General features: G+C 71.2%; 21 protein-coding genes. 8 read left to right on the top strand and 13 right to left on the bottom strand.

The window, feature by feature from the left end; all coding sequences use genetic code 11:
* Positions 1-75: 75 nt before the first annotated feature.
* Positions 76-1,029 (bottom strand): alpha/beta hydrolase, encoded by a 954-nt coding sequence (locus V5P93_RS36550; protein WP_104479214.1) that lies wholly within the window; start codon positions 1,027-1,029, stop codon positions 76-78.
* A 95-nt stretch (positions 1,030-1,124) separates the two neighbouring features.
* On the opposite strand from V5P93_RS36550, the gene V5P93_RS36545 reads away from it, so the two are divergent.
* Positions 1,125-2,525 carry an FAD-binding oxidoreductase gene (locus V5P93_RS36545; protein ID WP_245931269.1) on the top strand — a complete coding sequence of 467 codons (1,401 nt, stop codon included), beginning with the start codon at positions 1,125-1,127 and terminating at the stop codon, positions 2,523-2,525.
* Positions 2,526-2,569: 44 nt separating this feature from the next.
* On the top strand, positions 2,570-3,283 hold the full coding sequence (locus V5P93_RS36540; RefSeq protein WP_245931268.1) for a hypothetical protein: 714 nt from the start codon (positions 2,570-2,572) through the stop codon (positions 3,281-3,283).
* A gap of 18 nt (positions 3,284-3,301) precedes the next feature.
* Here V5P93_RS36540 and V5P93_RS36535 read toward each other — a convergent pair whose 3' ends face one another.
* The 4 genes from V5P93_RS36535 to V5P93_RS36520 all read right to left on the bottom strand — a co-directional run bounded on the left by V5P93_RS36535 (position 3,302) and on the right by V5P93_RS36520 (position 6,119).
* On the bottom strand, positions 3,302-3,973 hold the full coding sequence (locus V5P93_RS36535; RefSeq protein WP_104479212.1) for a DedA family protein: 672 nt from the start codon (positions 3,971-3,973) through the stop codon (positions 3,302-3,304).
* 61 nt (positions 3,974-4,034) lie between these two features.
* Complete coding sequence (locus tag V5P93_RS36530) at positions 4,035-4,331, bottom strand: hypothetical protein (RefSeq protein ID WP_104479211.1); 297 nt, start codon at positions 4,329-4,331, stop codon at positions 4,035-4,037.
* A gap of 9 nt (positions 4,332-4,340) precedes the next feature.
* On the bottom strand, positions 4,341-5,480 hold the full coding sequence (gene nagA / locus V5P93_RS36525) for an N-acetylglucosamine-6-phosphate deacetylase (protein WP_104479210.1): 1,140 nt from the start codon (positions 5,478-5,480) through the stop codon (positions 4,341-4,343).
* Between the two features lie 102 nt (positions 5,481-5,582).
* Positions 5,583-6,119, bottom strand: a complete 537-nt coding sequence (locus tag V5P93_RS36520; RefSeq protein WP_104479434.1) for a SigE family RNA polymerase sigma factor — start codon at positions 6,117-6,119, stop codon at positions 5,583-5,585.
* A gap of 212 nt (positions 6,120-6,331) precedes the next feature.
* Here V5P93_RS36520 and V5P93_RS36515 point away from each other — a divergent pair, with 212 nt between their 5' ends.
* Entirely contained in the window at positions 6,332-6,610 is a 279-nt protein-coding gene (locus tag V5P93_RS36515; protein WP_104479209.1) for a YciI family protein, read from the top strand.
* On the opposite strand, the gene V5P93_RS36510 is transcribed toward V5P93_RS36515, so the two are convergent.
* The 5 genes from V5P93_RS36510 to V5P93_RS36490 form a co-directional block, all read right to left on the bottom strand.
* A complete protein-coding gene (locus V5P93_RS36510) occupies positions 6,607-7,533 on the bottom strand; it encodes a short-chain dehydrogenase/reductase (protein ID WP_104479208.1) in 927 nt (308 codons plus the stop codon). The genes V5P93_RS36515 and V5P93_RS36510 overlap by 4 nt on opposite strands.
* Before the next feature lie 78 nt (positions 7,534-7,611).
* The gene (locus V5P93_RS36505; protein WP_104479207.1) at positions 7,612-8,550 is read right to left on the bottom strand and encodes an aldo/keto reductase; all 939 of its coding nucleotides are present in this window, start codon (positions 8,548-8,550) and stop codon (positions 7,612-7,614) included.
* Positions 8,551-8,589: 39 nt separating this feature from the next.
* Positions 8,590-9,039 carry a phosphotransferase gene (locus tag V5P93_RS36500; protein WP_245931267.1) on the bottom strand — a complete coding sequence of 150 codons (450 nt, stop codon included), beginning with the start codon at positions 9,037-9,039 and terminating at the stop codon, positions 8,590-8,592.
* A gap of 416 nt (positions 9,040-9,455) precedes the next feature.
* Positions 9,456-9,944, bottom strand: coding sequence for a hypothetical protein (locus V5P93_RS36495; RefSeq protein WP_181043480.1), 489 nt, complete (start codon positions 9,942-9,944; stop codon positions 9,456-9,458).
* A gap of 66 nt (positions 9,945-10,010) precedes the next feature.
* Entirely contained in the window at positions 10,011-10,229 is a 219-nt protein-coding gene (locus tag V5P93_RS36490; RefSeq protein ID WP_104479205.1) for a hypothetical protein, read from the bottom strand.
* 117 nt (positions 10,230-10,346) lie between these two features.
* On the opposite strand from V5P93_RS36490, the gene V5P93_RS36485 reads away from it, so the two are divergent.
* Genes V5P93_RS36485 through V5P93_RS36475 form a run of 3 tightly spaced genes read left to right on the top strand, consistent with a single transcriptional unit; the run spans position 10,347 to position 12,247 of the window.
* The gene (locus V5P93_RS36485) at positions 10,347-11,204 is read left to right on the top strand and encodes a helix-turn-helix transcriptional regulator (protein WP_146108025.1); all 858 of its coding nucleotides are present in this window, start codon (positions 10,347-10,349) and stop codon (positions 11,202-11,204) included.
* Positions 11,201-11,389, top strand: coding sequence for a DUF397 domain-containing protein (locus tag V5P93_RS36480; protein ID WP_245931266.1), 189 nt, complete (start codon positions 11,201-11,203; stop codon positions 11,387-11,389). Before V5P93_RS36485 ends, V5P93_RS36480 begins: the two co-directional genes overlap by 4 nt.
* 24 nt (positions 11,390-11,413) lie before the next feature.
* Complete coding sequence (locus tag V5P93_RS36475) at positions 11,414-12,247, top strand: LLM class F420-dependent oxidoreductase (RefSeq protein ID WP_104479202.1); 834 nt, start codon at positions 11,414-11,416, stop codon at positions 12,245-12,247.
* Here V5P93_RS36475 and V5P93_RS36470 read toward each other — a convergent pair.
* Entirely contained in the window at positions 12,244-12,528 is a 285-nt protein-coding gene (locus V5P93_RS36470) for a DUF427 domain-containing protein (protein ID WP_104479201.1), read from the bottom strand. The genes V5P93_RS36475 and V5P93_RS36470 overlap by 4 nt on opposite strands.
* 105 nt (positions 12,529-12,633) lie before the next feature.
* Here V5P93_RS36470 and fbaA point away from each other — a divergent pair, with 105 nt between their 5' ends.
* Positions 12,634-13,668 (top strand): class II fructose-bisphosphate aldolase, encoded by a 1,035-nt coding sequence (gene fbaA, locus V5P93_RS36465; protein WP_104479200.1) that lies wholly within the window; start codon positions 12,634-12,636, stop codon positions 13,666-13,668.
* A gap of 236 nt (positions 13,669-13,904) precedes the next feature.
* On the opposite strand, the gene V5P93_RS36460 is transcribed toward fbaA, so the two are convergent.
* Positions 13,905-15,071 (bottom strand): hypothetical protein, encoded by a 1,167-nt coding sequence (locus V5P93_RS36460; protein WP_104479199.1) that lies wholly within the window; start codon positions 15,069-15,071, stop codon positions 13,905-13,907.
* Between the two features lie 90 nt (positions 15,072-15,161).
* On the opposite strand from V5P93_RS36460, the gene V5P93_RS36455 reads away from it, so the two are divergent.
* Positions 15,162-15,572 carry a DUF3151 domain-containing protein gene (locus tag V5P93_RS36455; RefSeq protein WP_104479198.1) on the top strand — a complete coding sequence of 137 codons (411 nt, stop codon included), beginning with the start codon at positions 15,162-15,164 and terminating at the stop codon, positions 15,570-15,572.
* Here the strand turns inward: V5P93_RS36455 and V5P93_RS36450 are convergent.
* A complete protein-coding gene (locus tag V5P93_RS36450; RefSeq protein ID WP_104479197.1) occupies positions 15,569-16,561 on the bottom strand; it encodes a hypothetical protein in 993 nt (330 codons plus the stop codon). The genes V5P93_RS36455 and V5P93_RS36450 overlap by 4 nt on opposite strands.
* Positions 16,562-16,570: the final 9 nt, after the last annotated feature.

Below are 16,570 nucleotides of genomic sequence, written 5' to 3'. Positions count from 1 at the left end.
CAACAGTTGCGTAAGCCAACTGGTTGTCTGGGGCAAGCATGTTCCGCCCGCCCACCACCATGCAAGCCGGATAAATCAGGCAGCCAACTCCGTCGCGGTGGCCTCGCGGACGAATACCCCGACCCGCTGGATCGCCAACCGCCCCTCCGGGACGATCGGGAAGAAGACCGGGAACGCGTGCACCTGCCCCGGCCACACCTCCAGCTCGCAGTGCGCACCGGCCGCCACCATGGCCGCGGCCAGGCGCTCCGCGTCGCCTAAGAGGCACTCCGTGTCCCCCACCTGCACCAGGGTCGGCGGCCAGCGCCGCTTCGACCCGCGCAGCACCGCCAACCGGGGGTGGTCCACGCCGAGCGCGCCCGCGTACAGCGCGGCCACCTCGCGGGCCCGCGCGGGCGGGATGTACGGGTCGCGCCGGGCGCTGTCGCGCGCGTCGAGGTCCGCGCAGGTCAGGTCCAGGAACGGGGAGAACAGCACGGCCGCGCCCGGCATCGGCGCGCGCGCCTTGGTCAGCTCCGCGAGCAGACCGGCTACCAGGTGCCCACCGGCCGAGTCACCCGCCACGACCACGCGGCCCGGGGCGTGGCCCTGGTCGAGCAGCCAGTGGTACGCGGCGAGGGTGTCGTCGGCCGCCGCCGGGTACGGGTGCTCCGGCGCGCGGCGGTAGTCCAGCAGCAGCACCGGCAGCCCGGTGGCCTGCGACAACGCGGCGGCGAGGTGCCGGTGGGTGCGCAGCGAGCCCAGCACGAACCCGCCGCCGTGCAGGTAGAGCAGGGCCCCGGCGCGCTCGTCGGCCTCCCGTGCGGTGATCCACAGGCCGGTGACCTCGCCGTAGCCGTGCGACTGCGACACCGCGCGGATCCGCGTGCCGCGCGGCAGCGGGGTGAACCCGACCGAGTCGTACAGCTCGCGCACCGCGCGCAGCCGGGTGCCGCCGAGGACCAACCGGTCGGCCAGCGGGCGCACGCCGGTGAGCAGGAACCGCGCCAGCGCGCGGGCCTGCACGCTGGGTTCCGGCAGCTCAGCCATGGCACACCCGACCTGGTCCACCCACGGGTCCTCCAAGTGACCCCCGACACATCAACTGTAGGTCAGAGATCGCCGGATCGCCTACGGTGACAACTGTGTCGACACCCGTGTCACAACCGCTGCTCGACCGGCTCCGCGCGGCGCTCGGCGCGGACTCCGTGCTCGTCGACCCCGACGTCACCGACGGCTACCGGCGCGACATGATGCCGCTGGCCCCCGACGGCGCGCCCCAGGCCGTCGTGTTCCCGCGCAACACCGAGGAAGTGCAGGAGGTCGTGCGCACGTGCGCGGCGCACGGCGTGCCGATCGTGCCGCGCGGCGCGGGCAGCGGGCTCTCCGGCGCGGCCAACGCCACCGAGGGCTGCGTGGTGCTGGTGACCACCCGGATGAACGCGATCCTTGAGATCGACGCGGACAACCGGTTGGCGGTGGTCGAGCCCGGGGTGGTCAACCTCGACCTGCGCGGCGCCGTGGAGAAGCACGGGCTGTTCTACCCACCGGACCCGTCGAGCTACGACTGGTGCACCATCGGCGGCAACCTGTCCACCAACGCGGGCGGGCTCTGCTGCGTGAAGTACGGCGTCACCTCGGACTCGGTGCTCGGCCTGCACGTGGTGCTGGCCGACGGCGAACTGCTCAAGACCGGTCGCCGGACCGTCAAGGGCGTCGCGGGCTACGACCTCACCAAGCTCTTCGTGGGCAGCGAGGGCACCCTCGGGGTGATCACCCAGGCCACCCTCGCGCTGCGCCCGCTGCCGCAGGCACCCGCCACCACCGTCGCCGCCTTCGGCACCACCGCCGACGCGGGCACGGCGGTCACCCGGATCGTGCGCGAGGGCATCGTGCCGTCGCTCATGGAGATCATGGACGCGGCCGCGGTCGAGGCCGTGGAGACCTACCTCAAGACCGAGCTGGGCGCGGGCCGGGGCGCGGCGGCGCTGCTGATCTGCCAGTCCGACTCCGGCGGCGAGGCGGCCCGGCGGGAGCTGGCCGCGATCGAGCAGGTCTGCCTGGACTCCGGCGCCGACCTCGCCTACACCACCGACGACCCGGCCGAGGGACGGCTGCTGCTGGCCGCGCGCCGGGCCGTGCTGCCCGCGCTGGAGCTGTACGGCGCCTGGCTCACCGACGACGTCTGCGTACCGCGCACCCGCATCGCCGAGCTGATCGCCGGGTGCGCCCGGATCGGCGACGAGGTCGGCCTGCGCATCGTGGTCTGCGGGCACGCGGGCGACGGCAACATGCACCCCACGATCGTCTACGACCGCGACTCCACCGACGAGCTGGCCCGGGCCCGCCGCGCGTTCGACGACGTCCTGGGACTGGGGTTGGCGCTGGGCGGCACGATCACCGGCGAGCACGCGGTCGGCAAGGTCAAGCGGGAATGGCTCGTCCGTGAGCTCGGACCGGTCGGTCTGCGCACGCACCGTGCCATCAAGACCGCGCTGGACCCCACCAATCTGTTCAATCCGGGGTCGATGTTCGCTCTAGAGTGAGCCGTGACCGCAGTGACGACCACTGGAGGTGACGGAACGACCTCATGACACCGCCGCACGACTTCCCCCCGCCGACTTTCCCGCCACCCGACGACCGCGCCCGGCGCCCCGACTTCCCGCCGCGCCGCGACCTGCCCCGACCCGCGGGCGGCGCGCACCGGCCGCGCCACCACTCGACCGCCACCGAGGTCTGCCGCAGGCTCGCGGGCAGGCTCTCCGACGACGTGCTCAGCGTCGTGCAGTCCCAGGTCTTCGCGGGCGAGCTGGAGATCGCCCGCTCGTCGCTGCTGCTCAACCTGCAGTACGAGGGCGTGGCGATCACCGCCGAGGAAGCCGACCTCATCCGCGTCCTGCTCGACGACCCGCTCGACGCCGAACTGGCCGAGGTACCGGTGCTGGCGGCGCCACCCGCCCCGGCCTACCGGTTCAGCGCCACCGCCCCCGCCGACGCCCCCGACCCGGCGGGCGCCGACCAGGCCATCGCCGTGGAGGCCGCCCGCCTCGGTGGCCGCCGGGTGCGCCGCGCCTGGCGGGAACCGATCACCCCGAACCCGGCCGCGGTCAACCCGGCGACCTGGGTCTACCTCGTGCAGGTGCTGCCGGGGGCCGACGAGCTGCGCGCGCACAGCGCGATCAGCGCGCAGCTGTGGGTGCGCCGACAGGAGAAGTGGCCGGTGGAGGTCCTGGTCGAGGGGGCGCCGCTGCCCCCGTACCAGGCCGCCGCGGCCACCGCCGCCCACCAGGTGTGGGCGGCCTAGAACCGGCTACGACCAGCCTCAGTGGCCCGCCGCGCCCGCTTCGCGCTTGCGCTCGCGGCGGGCCTTGAGCACCTCGAAGATGATCGGCACCACCGAGATCAGCACGATGAGGACCAGCATGGCGTCGAGGTTGTCGTGGATGAACTTGACCTGGCCGAGGAAGTAGCCCAGCACGGTCACGCCGCTGGCCCACAACACGGCGCCGATGGCCGAGTAGGTGAAGAACTTGCGCTTGTCCATCGCGCCGACGCCCGCGACCGCGGTGATGAAGGTCCGCACGATCGGCACGAACCGGGCCAGCACGATCGCCCGGGGGCCGTACTTCTCGAAGAACGCGTGCGTCTTGACCACGTGCTCCTGCTTGAACAGCTTCGAGTTCGGCTTGTTGAACAGCGCCGGACCGACCTTGTTCCCGATGTAGTAGCCGACGATGTTGCCGACGAACGCGCAGACTGTGAGCAGCGCGCACATCAGCCACAGCGGCGTCGAGATCTTGTCGGTGGCCACGAACAGGCCCGCCGTGAACAGCAGCGAGTCGCCCGGCAGGAAGAAGCCGAGCAGCAGGCCGCACTCCGCGAAGATGATCAGGCAGAGGATCGGCAGCAGGTACGGCCCGAGGTTGCTCAGGATGTACTCGGGCGAGAGCCACTCCGGCAGCAGTGCCAGGTTCACGGGGAGGTCGGCGCGCACCCGGTCAAGGTACAGGTGCCTGCTGTGACCCTCCTGTGCCGGGTTTGCCCAGTACCGGGGCTCACCGGATCAACGTGAGGAATCCGACCAGCGACCCGGCGGCGAGGCCGAGCATCAGCGCCAGGACCAGCACCCACCACACCCGGGGCGGCAGGTCCTGGTCCGCGGTCGCGGCGTCGTCGGGGTCCGTGGTGTGCACCGTGGCGTTGGGGCCGCTGCCCGAGCCGGGGCTCGGCGCCGCCGGGGTCCGGGTGGTCGGCGGCTCGCCGACCACGTCGCGGGTCGAGGGCAGCGGCGTCCGGGCGGCCTGCGCTCGCAGTGCGTCGGCGAGCAGGCGCTCCGGGTCGGCCGCGGTCATGCGGGGACGTTAGCCCACCCAGGCACCCCGGCGCATGACCGCGCCGACCTGCAGGCCCGAGTCGAGCAGCACGAGGTCGGCGGCCAGGCCCTTGGCCAGCTTGCCGGTGGTCTCCGCGAGGCCGAGCAGCGCGGCCGGTCTGGTCGAGGTGGCGGCGACCGCCTCGGACACCGACAGCCCGCAGCCGTGCACCAGGTTGCGGAAGGCGGTGTCCATGGTCAGCGAGCTGCCCGCGAGCGCGCCGCCGTCGGCCAGGGTCGGCACGCCGTCGCGCACCTCGACCTCCAGGCCGCCGATGTCGTAGGCGCCGTCGCCCGCGCCCGCCGCCGCGATGGCGTCGGTGACCAGCACGGTCCGGCCCAGGCCCGCGTGCTTGGCGGCGAGCCGGACGATGGTGGGGCTCAGGTGCACCAGGTCGCAGATCAGCTCGACGGTGATCCGCTCGTCACCGAGCAGCGCGCCGATCGGGCCGGGCTCGCGGTGGTGCAGCGGGCGCATGCCGTTGAACAGGTGGGTGGCGACCGTGGCCCCCGCGTCGACCGCGGGCATGACCTGGGCCTCGGTGGCGTCGGTGTGGCCGATCGCGGCGATCGACCCGCCGTCGACGAGCCTGCGCACGGCGTCGACCGAGTGCTCCAGCTCCGGTGCCAGGGTGACCATCCGGACCGCGCCGCGGCCCGCGCGCAGCAGCGTCTCGACCGAGTCGCGGTCGGGGGCGCGCAGGATGGCCGGGTCGTGGGCGCCGCAGCGGGCGGCGGAGAGGAACGGGCCTTCCAGGTGGACACCGGCGAGGATGCCGTCGTCGACCAGCTCGCGCAGCGCGGAGATCTGGTCGGCCAGCTCCGGCACCGGGCGGGAGACCAGGCTGGCCAGCATGGTCGTGGTGCCGCGCAGGGCGTGGGTGTGCGCGGCGACCCGGGCCCGCGCCGGGTCGGTCGTCATGAACGGCTCGCCGCCGCCGCCGTGGCAGTGGATGTCGACGAAGCCCGGTACGACCCACTGGCCCGTGGCGTCCACGGTCTCGTCGGCACGGGGACGCTCACCGGTGCCGAGAGCCGAGATGTAGCCGTCTTCGACGAGCAGCCAGCCGTCGTCAACCACGCCGTCCGCGGTGACGAGTGTGCCCCCTGCGATGAGCCGTCCTGCCATTTGTTGGTCCTCCGAGCGTCCGTGCACGCGACAGTGCACAGTGGCAGTGTATTGGTCTATACCGCAATGGTCTAAACCAACTTCGCCCGGTAAGGAGTACGCCTACGCGGTGTTCATGATCTTCTGCAGCGCCTCCAGGGCTCGGCTGGCGGTGGACTTGACCGTGCCTTTGGAGATGCCCGCCGCCTCGGCGATCTCGGCCTCGGTCAGGTTGCCGTAGTAGCGCAGCACCAGCACCTCGCGCTGGCGCGGCGGCAGCTGCGACAACGCCCTGACCACGCTCTGGTGTTCTGCGGTCAGCATGGCCAAACTCTCGGCGGACCGCGCGTTGACCGCGTGCGGCGGGGTGTACTCCCGCGCCGTCTTGCGCCTGCGCAGCACGCTGCGGGAGCCGTTGACCACAGCGGTGCGCAGGTAGCCGACGGCCGCGGCGGAGTCGCGCAGGCCGCCCCAGTTGCGGTGCAGGCCGGTGAACGCCTCCTGCACCACGTCCTCCGCGGTGGCGGGCTCGTCGACCAGCAGCAGCGCCAGCCGGATGAGCCGCATCCGGTGGGTGCGGTAGAGGTCCTCCAGCGTGAGCGGGGCCTCCGGTTTGGCCGCGGGCGCGCTCTTGAGGTCGATCGCGCGCAGTCGCGTCAGCGTCTGCTCGACCGTGCCCGTCTGCTGCCCCGGCGCCGGTTGGGCCGCCTGTTGCTGTCCCGCGGCGCCGGGCTCGGCCTGCTGCGCCTGCGGGTACTCACCTGGGTTGATGCCATCCCCTGCCACGGGCAAACCTTACCCGCCGCCCTGAACGGGGGATACCGTCCGACCGGCCAGATACACCCGGCCACCTGGCTGGGATCATGTGGCCCATGACCTGGTTCACCGTGGACACCCGCTACACCGACGACGACGCCCTCCTGCAGGCCGCCCGCCCCGCGCACCGCGACTTCCTGCGGGCCATGGTGGACTCCGGCCAGGTCCTGGCCGCCGGTCCCTGGGCCGACGGCCTCGGCGGGTTCTTCGTCGTCCGCGTCGAGGACCGCGCCGAGCTCGACCGGATCCTCGCCGCCGACCCGTACACCACCGGGGGCGTCGCGGCGGCCCGCGTGGTCCGCGAGTGGAACATCGTCCTGGGCAACGGGGCCTAGCGCGTCTTCGCCATCGCGGCGGCGCCACCCGCGCCGACCGGGCGCGACGAGGTGGCGGCGCCGCGGTCGGCGATGTCGGCCAGCGCCGCCCGGTCCGCCTTGGCGACCATGTTGCCGCGCACCCTCCCGCCGATCTCGATGATCGGCGGGAGGAAGGCGCGGAAGAGCTTGAGCAGGCCGACCCAGCCCGGCACGTGGATGGTGCGGTCGCGGCGCAGCACGCCCTTCTCCAGGGCGTCGAGCGCCAGCGGGACCGGGTGGGTCCGGCCGAGCGGGCCGGGCATCGCCGCGCGCAGCGGGCCGAAGACGGGGTGCTCGTCGGCGCCGTTGACCAGGTCGGTCGCGATCCAGGACGGGTGCGCGACCCCGACGCCGACGCCCAGGTGCCGCACCTCGGCGCGGAGGCTGTTGGTGAACGCCTCCACCCCGGCCTTCGCGGCGGCGTAGGCGGCCATCGCGGGGGCGTGCGTGATCGCGGCGAGCGACGAGACCACCAGCACGTAGCCCTTGGCCTCGATGACGTGCGGCAACGTCACCCGGACCGTGCGCCAGACGCCGAGCAGGTCGACCTCGATCGTGCGCTCGAAGGCCGCCGGGTCGATCGAGCGGACGAACCCGGCGGCCGCGATGCCCGCGTTGGCGATGACGACGTCGATCCGGCCGAACCGCGCGATCGTCTGCGCGGTCGCGGCCTCCAGCGCGGCCCAGTCGGTGACGTCGGCCTCGAAGACGGCCGCGTCCGGCCCGCACTCGGCGGCGACCGCGGCCATCTCCTCGGGTTCCAGCCCGACCAGCGCGACCTTGGCGCCCCGGGCGGCGAACCGGCGGGCCAACCCGGCGCCGAAGCCCCGGGCCGCGCCGGTGATCAGCACGACCTTGCCCCGCACGTCGCGTTCGCGGGCCAGCAGGTTCGTCACGCCCATCGCTACCTCCAGCGGGTTCGGTGCTTTGGACCGTACCGCAACCTACTGGGAGTAAGCTACCGCGAGTAACAGGTAATTCTAGAGCTCGGACGCGCTGGTCAACGCGGCGATCTCGGCGTCGGTGAGCTTGAGGTCGACCGACGGGAGCAGGTCAGCGAGCTGCTCCGGCGTGCGGGCGCTGGCGATTGGGGCGACGACGTTCGGCTGGGCCGTCAACCAGGCCAGCGCCACAGCGGCCACGGTCGTCGCGTGCGCCGCGGCCACGTCGTCGAGGGCCGCCAGCACCCGGTGGCCCCGGTCGTCGAGATAGGCCAGCGCGCCCGCCGCGCGCGGGCTGTCGCCGGGGGTGGCCGCGTCGCGGTACTTGCCGGTCAGGAAGCCCTTGGCCAGCGACCAGTAGGGCAGGACCCCCAGGTTCTCCTTCGCCGCCAGCGCCGCGTAGTCCGCCTCGTACTCGCGGCGCTCGACCAGGCTGTAGTGGGGCTGGATCGCGACATACCGCGCGAGCCCCTCCCGGTCGGAGATCGCCAGCGACTCCGCGATCCGCTCCGGCGCGAGGTTGGAGGCCGCGATGTAGCGAACCTTCCCCTCCTTGACCAGCGCGTCGAACGCCGTCAACGTCTCCTCGATCGGCGTCGACTCATCGTCGTAGTGCGCGTAGTAGAGGTCGATCCGGTCCGTGCCCAGCCGCCGCAACGACCCCTCGGCCGCCGCCTTGATGTTGGAAGCCGACAGCCCCTTGAACCCGTTGAGCGCGGACAGCTTCGTGGCGACCACGAACTCGTCCCGCTTTCCCCGCGCCGCCAACCAGGCCCCGATGATCGTCTCGGACTCGCCACCGGAGTTCCCGGGCGCCCACTGCGAGTACATGTCGGCGGTGTCCACGAAGTTCCCACCCGCGGCGGAGTAGGCATCAAGCACCGCGAAGGAGTCGTCCTGGCCGGCAGTCCAGCCGAAGACGTTGGTGCCGAGGTTAAGCGGGAAGACTTCGAGGTCGGATGAGCCGATGGTCGTCATGGCGCGAACGTACCCCGCAGACGTTCGTCTCGCATCGAACTATCGGAGCCGGTACTCCGCGAAGCCACGAGCGAGGTCCGCGCGGTGCTGAGGACTCCGCCCGACCGTGGCCCAGTGTGACCACAGCCCGGCGATGAACACGGCCCACGGCGTGAGCGCCCCCTCGGCGTCGCCCGACCACGTCGAGCGTTCTCGCGCCCACGCCTCGGCGGCCGACGGGGTGTGCCCGGCCTCGAACAGCCGCAACACCATGAACGCGGTGTCCACCCACGGCGCGCCTTGCCCAGGCAGACCCCAGTCGATGACGGCCACCCGGTCGCCGTCGATGAGGAACTGGAGACCGTGGAGATCCGTGTGGACAAGCCGGTCACCTCGCACCAGGTCCGGTACCCGCGCCGCCAACTCGTCCAGGGCGGCCGAATCATGTCCAGCCAACTCGGGAGTGCCTGCGTGCGTCCACCACGCCGTCTCCGCCCACCTGTCACTCAACGGCCGAACCCCAGGCGCGGGCACCACCGCGATCCGTTCCACCACACGCGCCGCAACCGCCAGATCCGGCGACCCAGGCGAGAGGTCGGCCGGTCGCCCCGGAACGTGGTCGAACCCCACGACGAACCACCTCCGACCCTCGCCGTCGATGACGTCCTCGGAGAACCGCACGGCAGGCGCGATCCCTACCGCTTTGGTGGCTGCCGCGGCCTCGTTCCGCAACCACCGCATCCGCGGCGAAACACCAACCACGGCCTTCACGAACGCCCGATCCCCACTCGCGACACCCAGAACAGCGGTGACGTCGGCGGACTGTCCTTCCGGGACATCCTCGACGCGGACGATCGGCCCGAGCTTGTTCGTCACGGCCGTGCCCACTTCGCTGGGCACATCGCCCCAAGCTGTTTTCGCCACTGCTACTTCCTGCGGGTTTCGGTGTTCTCGTTGCCGTCCGCGCCGGAGGCGTGGCAATTGCCCTCTTCGTGGCAAGGCCCGCAGTCCCCGGTCTCCATCCACAGCTCGTGGTCCACGCGGTACCCGGCTGCGGTGATCGCCGCCACAGTACGGCGCGTCCTCTCGCCCGGCTCCGCCGACGCGCCACCCGCGCCGTCGGGGACGTGGTGCAGGAATCGCGTCGCGATGCGTTCGCAGAAGTCCGCGTAGGCGTGGGTTTCGAGGATGAAGGCGTGCCACCCCCAGTCCACGACGGCCGAGGGGCCGAGTGGGTCGCCCGGCGTCGTGGCGGCGGTGGCGAGGAACGCCAGCGCCTGGTCCACGACGCGCTCGGCGTAGTCAATGGAGACGTTGTGCTCCCGGGCGACCGCCTGGGCCAGCCGGTCGAACAAGGCGGTGTCGTGGTCGAGCAGGTCGCGACCATCCCGGATCGCAGGGACAACGGCGGTCATCAGTTTTCCCTTCGGTTCGGTGCGCCGCGCGACTCCCCCACCGCTGCGGGGGAGTCGCGCGCGGCGTCAGTTGGCGGCGACCGGCTCGCCGTTCTGCTTCAGTTCCTCGCGGGCGTTCGAGGCGCGGGCGATGAGGCGGTCCAGGGCCTCCTCGGACAGCAGGATCGAGAGGTCTTCGCCGATCTCCAGCTCGACCCCGTCCGGCTGGACCGTGTAGTCGATCTTGGCGAAGCTCGCCGCGACCGCGACGTTGATGCCGATTCCGTTGCTGTAGAGCGTGTTCACGCTGCCTTCTTCCTGTGGGAGACTTCGATGCGGGAGATGCTACGCGGGGGAATGTTCTCCCCGCTAGACTCGAAAGTGGAATGTTCTTGGTTGATCGGGTGACCTAGGGTGTGCGCCATGCCCAGCACGCAGACGCGGCGGAAGCGTCGGTTCGGCCAGTACATCCAGGGGCTCCGGGAGCGGAAGGGCGTCACGGCCGAGTACGTCGCGGAACGGCTGCGCAAGCGCGCGAGCCAGATCTCGAAGGTGGAGAACGGGTACTACCTGTGCGCGTACGCCGAGCTGACCACGATGCTGGGCCTGTATGACGCGAAGGAAGAGGAGATCGCGGAAGCGGTCAGTCTCTGGGACGACGCGAAGCTCGACCCGGTGCGGATCGAGCACTCGTCGGCGGTGCCGACACGGTTCCGAGTGTTCCTTCGAACCGAGGCTGATGCCACATCGGTTCGGGAGTTGCAACACGCATGTGTGCCAGGGCTGCTCCAGACCGAGGCCTACGCGCGAGCGCTTGAGCAGTCATCCCCGTGGCTGACGACTCCGGACTGGCAAGCCAGCGGGTTCGTCTCGGCCAAGATGGCTCGACAGAAGTTGCTGGACGGGCCTCGGGCGCTGGACATGCGCGCGGTGGTGGACGTTGGAGTTATCCGCCGCGTGGTCGGCGGCGTGGAAGTGATGACCGAACAACTCCGCCGTCTGCTGGAGCTTGGGCAGCGGGACAACATTCACCTCCAGGTGATCGACTATGACGCAGGGGCGTATGGCTGCATGTCAGGTCCCTTGATCATCTTTGGGTTCGATGGATCCGACCAGGACTCGGTGTATCTGGAGTATCCGGGCGGAGGACAATGGGTCGAGGACGCGACCGACACCGGCAAGTTCGCCGCCATATTCGAGGCGGCGTCCACCCGGGCGTTGTCCGCTGTGGAGTCGGCCGCGCTGATCAGGGCTCAGGTCGATCTGTTGGAGGCACGTTGAGTGGGACCGAGTGGCGTATCAGCAGCTACAGCGGCACCAACGCCAATGCTTGCGTTGAGTTGAGCGTCACCCCGGGCGTTGCTCGGGTTCGGGACAGCAAGTTCAGGGCCGCAGGTGAGCTGACGTTCTCCCCGTCTTCCTTCGCGGCACTGCTGGAGGTGGCGAAGCGCGCTACTGTTCGTTAAGCGACGAACAAGCGGGAGGAAGCCATGGCAGCCGAGTTGGGCCGGGTCGGGGTGTGGAGCCTCAAGCACCTCTGGGACGACAACCACGAGCGCGCCGCCGAGCTGGAGGAACTCGGCTTCGGCACCCTCTGGCTCGGCGGCTCCCCCGGCGGCGACCTCACCCAGGTCGACGACATCCTCGCCAACACCCGCGCCCTCACCGTCGGCACCAGCATCCTCAACATCTGGACCGACACCCCGGCCACCGCCGCCGCGGCCCAGCACCGGATCGTCGACAAGTTCCCCGACCGCTTCGTGCTCGGCGTCGGCGCGGGCCACAAGGAGATCATCGAGCCCACCACCGGCCAGACCTACGAGCGCCCGTACTCCAAGCTCGCCGACTACCTGGACCAGCTCGACGTCCCCAAACACGACGTCGCCATCGCCGCCCTCGGCCCCAAGGCACTCAAGCTGGCAACCACCACCCGCGGCGCCCTCCCCTACCTGGTCACCCCCGAGCACACCGCGCAAGCGAGAGAAACCCTCGGCCAAGGCCCCCTGCTCGCCCCCGAGCAGCACGTCCTCCTCGAAACCGACCCCACCCGGGCCCGCGAGCTCGCCCGCCAAGCCCTCGGCCTCTACCTCGGCCTGCCCAACTACGTCCGCAACTGGCGCAGGCTCGGCTTCACCGACGACGACGTCCGCGGCAGCGACCACCTCGTCGACTCCCTCATCGCCTGGGGCGACGAAGACACCATCAAAACCAGGGTCGAAGAACACCTCGCCGCCGGGGCCGACCACGTGGCGATCCAGGTGGTCACCCCCGACGGCGGGCTGGACTTCGACCAGTACCGGCGACTCGCCGCCGCCCTGCTCTAACCGACGACGTCGACGCCCTTCCAGAACGCCACCCGGTCCTTGATCTCCGCCGCTTCCGGCTTGGGCTCGGCGTAGTACCACACGGCGTCGGGGTTCTCCGAGCCGTTGACGTGCAGCGTGTAGTAGTTCGCCGTGCCCTTCCACGGGCAGACGCTCGTCGTTTCGGAGGGTCGGAGGAAGTGCTGGTGCACCGACTCGACGGGGAAGTAGTGGTTACCTTCGACAATCACGGTGTCGTCGCTCTCGGCGATTACCTCGCCGTTCCAGGTAGCGGTGGCCATGCCGCCAGTCTGCCCCGGTTTGTACCTGGTCTGCTCGACACGGTGTCCACGGGCTGCTCGTAGGATGCGGCGGAACGGCGCAGGCCACCCCGAGGAGGAGCACCGATGCCCATCGCCACACCCGAGGTCTACGCGGAGATGCTGGACCGGGCCAAGGCGAACGAGTTCGCTTACCCGGCCATCAACGTGACCTCGTCGGAGACCTTGAACGCCGCGCTGCGCGGGTTCGCCGAGGCCGAGAGCGACGGGATCATCCAGGTCTCGACGGGCGGCGCGGAGTTCGCCTCCGGCACCAAGGTCAAGGACATGGTCACCGGCGCGGTCTCGCTCGCCGAGTTCGCGCACGTCGTGGCCCAGAAGTACCCGGTCAACATCGCCCTGCACACCGACCACTGCCCCAAGGACAAGCTCGACGGCTTCGTCCGGCCGCTGATCGCGATCAGCCAGGAGCGGGTCAACGCGGGCGGCAACCCGCTGTTCCAGTCGCACATGTGGGACGGCTCCGCGGTGCCGCTGGACGAGAACCTGGTCATCGCCGCCGACCTGCTGGAGAAGGCCGCCGCCGCGCGGATCGTGCTGGAGATCGAGGTCGGGGTCGTCGGCGGTGAGGAGGACGGCGTCGCCAACGAGATCAACGACAAGCTGTACACCTCCGCCGAGGACTACCTCAAGACCGTCGACGCGCTGGGCACCGGCGAGAAGGGGCGCTACCTGCTGGCCGCCACCTTCGGCAACGTGCACGGCGTCTACAAGCCGGGCAACGTCAAGCTCCGCCCGGAGATCCTCAAGCAGGGCCAGGAGGTCGTCGCGCAGAAGCTGGGCCTGGCCGACGGCTCGAAGCCCTTCGACCTGGTCTTCCACGGCGGGTCCGGCTCGCTGCTGGAGGAGATCCAGGAGGCGGTGTCCTACGGCGTCATCAAGATGAACATCGACACCGACACCCAGTATGCCTTCACCCGCCCGATCGCCGCGCACATGTTCAGCAACTACGACGGTGTGCTCAAGATCGACGGCGAGGTCGGCAACAAGAAGGTCTACGACCCGCGCAGCTACCTCAAGGCAGCCGAGCAGGCCATGGCCGCCCGCATCACCGAGGCGTGCGACCACCTCAAGTCCGCCGGGCGCATGATCGCGGGCTGACCCCCGCCGCGGAAGTCGAAGCACCGAAGGCCCCCTCTACCGCCGGGAGGGGGCCTTCGCCATTTCCAGCCAACCCGCGCCCAGCCGCGTTGCTCCGGCCTCGCTCGCGCCACAGCCTCGCCACACCCAACCAGGCCGCGCGGCGCGATGAGTCGGTGCGACGCAGACCAACGCAGCCGACCGCGGTGGACAGCGTGAGCGGACCCGCGTCAGCGCCTGCCTACTGCGGAAACCGATCAGGCGTCGGCACCGCCAGAAACGGGCCGCGAGGTCTTCGCCCGGTCCGGCAGCCACCGCCGTCCCCGCGCCAGCGCCCACAAACCCGCCACCCCGACCAGCGCGATCGGCGCCGACCACCAGGCCACCGGCGGCGCGTCGAGCAGCACGTCCTGCGCGTACAGGGCGCCGTAGCCCAGCGCCGTGACCAGCACGCCACCCAGCACGGCCTCCACCAGGTGCGGCTGCCGCGCTCGCCGCGCCAGGTCGACCGCCAAGCCGACGAACACCAGGTAGAACGGCACGGTCGACGGCGGGAAGTCGGCGGCGACCAGCAGCGGCCAGATCACCGCCCGGTACGCCACGTACGCCCCCGCGACGATCGTCGCCGCCCAGGTCAGCTTCATCGTGCGCGCCGCCACCGCCAGCACCAGCGCCGCCACCCCGATCCCCCACAGCGGGTACACCCACGACGGGATCGGCAGCGCGAAGTGCTCGATGGCCGCGTAGTCCACCGGTCGACCGATCTGGTTCGCGGCGAACTCCAGCAGCTCCCGCTCGGCGTAGCAGCTGGACACGTCCAGCACCCCGTGCGGCATGCAGGAGGTCATCTCCAGCGTCCCGTACTCCTGCTGGCCGTTCGGGAACACGGTGTTCTCCAGGAAGAACACCCACAGCGCGCCCAGCACCAGCGTCCCGCGCGGGCCCGCCGCCAACCAGCCGTCGATCAGGCCCGCGAGCATCAGCGCGGTCCCCAGGTAGAGCAGCCCGTGCGTGGCGCTCCACGCGGTCAGGTCCAGCCCGCTGATCCGGTGGTTGATCACGTCCAGCGGCGCGGCGATGAGGAACACGGCGAGACCGGTCTGCAACAGCCGCTGCGAGCGGCGGGTGGCGGCCATGCCGGTGTAGGTGTGGATCACCACCAGCACCACCGCGACCCCGGTGCCGATGCTGTTGAGCAGGTGCGGCGGCGCCAGGTCGTCGCGCAGGAACTTGAAGTGCCACGACTCGTCCCACGACGAGCCGAGCAGCTTGAACAGCAGCGCGATCAACCAGGTGTGGTACGCGAAGCGCCACACCCACTCCGGGGTCTCACGACCCACCGCACCCCGGGTCCAGTGCAGCCGGAAGAACGCCTTGAACTGCGCGACCGGACCCCGGACCTCGGTACCCACACCCTCATCCACGCGGCCATCATCCCCGCGCCCACCCCGCCGCCCCGACCCCGGGGCGCCCGGTCACCGAGCGTGCGGACCCTCGTGCGGCAGGATGGGGGCATGCAAGGAAACCTGCTCGGCCCCGAGCCGACCCTGCTCCCCGACCGCGCCGAGCCGCAGGCCGCCCTGGAGCGCGGTGACGACCCCGTCGCGGTCGCCAAGGCGTGGCCGGACTTCAGCGAGGCGTGGGCCGCGCTGGCCGAGGGCGCGCTGGCCGGTGGCGAGCCGGTCGCCGCGTACGCCTACGCCCGCACCGGCTACCACCGCGGCCTGGACCAGCTCCGCCGCTCCGGCTGGAAGGGCTTCGGCCCGGTTCCGTGGTCGCACCGCCCCAACCAGGGCTTCCTGCGCGCGCTCGCGGCCCTGGCCAAGGCCGCCAAGGAGATCGGCGACACCGAGGAGTACGAGCGCTGCTCCAGCTTCCTCGCCGAGTCCGACCCGAGCGCCCCCGGCGAACTGGGCCTGGTCTAACCGCGTCGGGCGCAGTCGTTGGCCACGTCCACCGACATCCGCAGGTCGAAGTAGTTGGCAGGCGGGTCCACCGCGTCACGGGACGAGTCCCGTGCCTCGTACTCCGGGGCCAAGGCGCCGTACTGGATGTCCGAGCAGGACATCAGCGAGGTGAACCCCTCGGCCTCGGTGATCGTCAGCCCCGCGGCCGAGTGCTCGAAGGTCTCCGAGGTGCGCTTGAGGACCAGGATGTCGTAGGGGCTGGAGAGCTTCTCCGGGTTCGAGGTGGCGAACGCGTAGGTGACCATGTAGTCGGTGTAGATCACCAGCTGGCCGTGGTCGCCGACCCCCGCCTGCATCTGCCCGGACACCTTCGGCGGGGCGGGCAGCAGGTGGTTGCCGTCGGCGATCCAGGACACCCAGCTCTGCCGCCCGTCGCCGGTCCGCGACCGCGCCCACTCGGCGCCCGCCGGGGTCAGCAACCGCAGGACCCGGTCGGTGTCGTGCCCTTCGAGGACCGCGGGGTCGAGCCGGGACGCGACGAGGAACCGGCGGACGCTCTCGTAGGCGTCCGCCACCTCGTCGGCGGAGTGGGTGCCCACGACATGGGCCTGGGGTGGGACCAGCCCGGCCTCGCCGTCGGCCCAGTCCGCGGCCGGGGTACCCGCGTAGGGCCGGGTCAGGTCCACGGCGTCCGGGTACAGCGCGCTCGTCCGCTCGTCGCGGATCGCGTCGCGCACCACCACGAGCCCGACGACGAGGAGGGCGAGGCCCGTGACCGTGACGATGGCCAGCGACCGGCGGTTGAGCCCGGTCCGACCCGCCCACCCGCGCCGTCGCCGTCGGAACCGGACGGCACCCCGCAGCCGCGCCCGCTTCGCGTCCCGGGCCGCCCGCTTGCGCGCCTGCGCCAGCCAGACCTCGTCCCGCAGGTCCGGGTGCTCGAAGATGTCGCCGAACGCGTCGTCGTCGGGGTCCTGCCCCGGCGCGCCCCCAATGACGTCAGCCATGCCAATGTC

This window comes from Actinokineospora auranticolor (assembly GCF_041897805.1).
Taxonomy (GTDB): domain Bacteria; phylum Actinomycetota; class Actinomycetes; order Mycobacteriales; family Pseudonocardiaceae; genus Actinokineospora; species Actinokineospora auranticolor.
This window is presented reverse-complemented; position numbering and strand designations above follow the sequence as displayed.

Excerpts from the sequence above, each read along its gene's own strand:
- V5P93_RS36550 (WP_104479214.1), bottom strand. The coding sequence starts at position 1,029 with ATGGCTGAGCTGCCGGAACCCAGCGTGCAGGCCCGCGCGCTGGCGCGG.
- V5P93_RS36540 (WP_245931268.1), top strand. The coding sequence starts at position 2,570 with ATGACACCGCCGCACGACTTCCCCCCGCCGACTTTCCCGCCACCCGAC.
- V5P93_RS36530 (WP_104479211.1), bottom strand. The coding sequence starts at position 4,331 with ATGACCGCGGCCGACCCGGAGCGCCTGCTCGCCGACGCACTGCGAGCG.
- nagA (WP_104479210.1), bottom strand. The coding sequence starts at position 5,480 with ATGGCAGGACGGCTCATCGCAGGGGGCACACTCGTCACCGCGGACGGC.
- V5P93_RS36515 (WP_104479209.1), top strand. The coding sequence starts at position 6,332 with ATGACCTGGTTCACCGTGGACACCCGCTACACCGACGACGACGCCCTC.
- V5P93_RS36510 (WP_104479208.1), bottom strand. The coding sequence starts at position 7,533 with ATGGGCGTGACGAACCTGCTGGCCCGCGAACGCGACGTGCGGGGCAAG.
- V5P93_RS36505 (WP_104479207.1), bottom strand. The coding sequence starts at position 8,550 with ATGACGACCATCGGCTCATCCGACCTCGAAGTCTTCCCGCTTAACCTC.
- V5P93_RS36495 (WP_181043480.1), bottom strand. The coding sequence starts at position 9,944 with ATGACCGCCGTTGTCCCTGCGATCCGGGATGGTCGCGACCTGCTCGAC.
- V5P93_RS36485 (WP_146108025.1), top strand. The coding sequence starts at position 10,347 with ATGCCCAGCACGCAGACGCGGCGGAAGCGTCGGTTCGGCCAGTACATC.
- V5P93_RS36475 (WP_104479202.1), top strand. The coding sequence starts at position 11,414 with ATGGCAGCCGAGTTGGGCCGGGTCGGGGTGTGGAGCCTCAAGCACCTC.
- V5P93_RS36470 (WP_104479201.1), bottom strand. The coding sequence starts at position 12,528 with ATGGCCACCGCTACCTGGAACGGCGAGGTAATCGCCGAGAGCGACGAC.
- fbaA (WP_104479200.1), top strand. The coding sequence starts at position 12,634 with ATGCCCATCGCCACACCCGAGGTCTACGCGGAGATGCTGGACCGGGCC.
- V5P93_RS36455 (WP_104479198.1), top strand. The coding sequence starts at position 15,162 with ATGCAAGGAAACCTGCTCGGCCCCGAGCCGACCCTGCTCCCCGACCGC.
- V5P93_RS36450 (WP_104479197.1), bottom strand. The coding sequence starts at position 16,561 with ATGGCTGACGTCATTGGGGGCGCGCCGGGGCAGGACCCCGACGACGAC.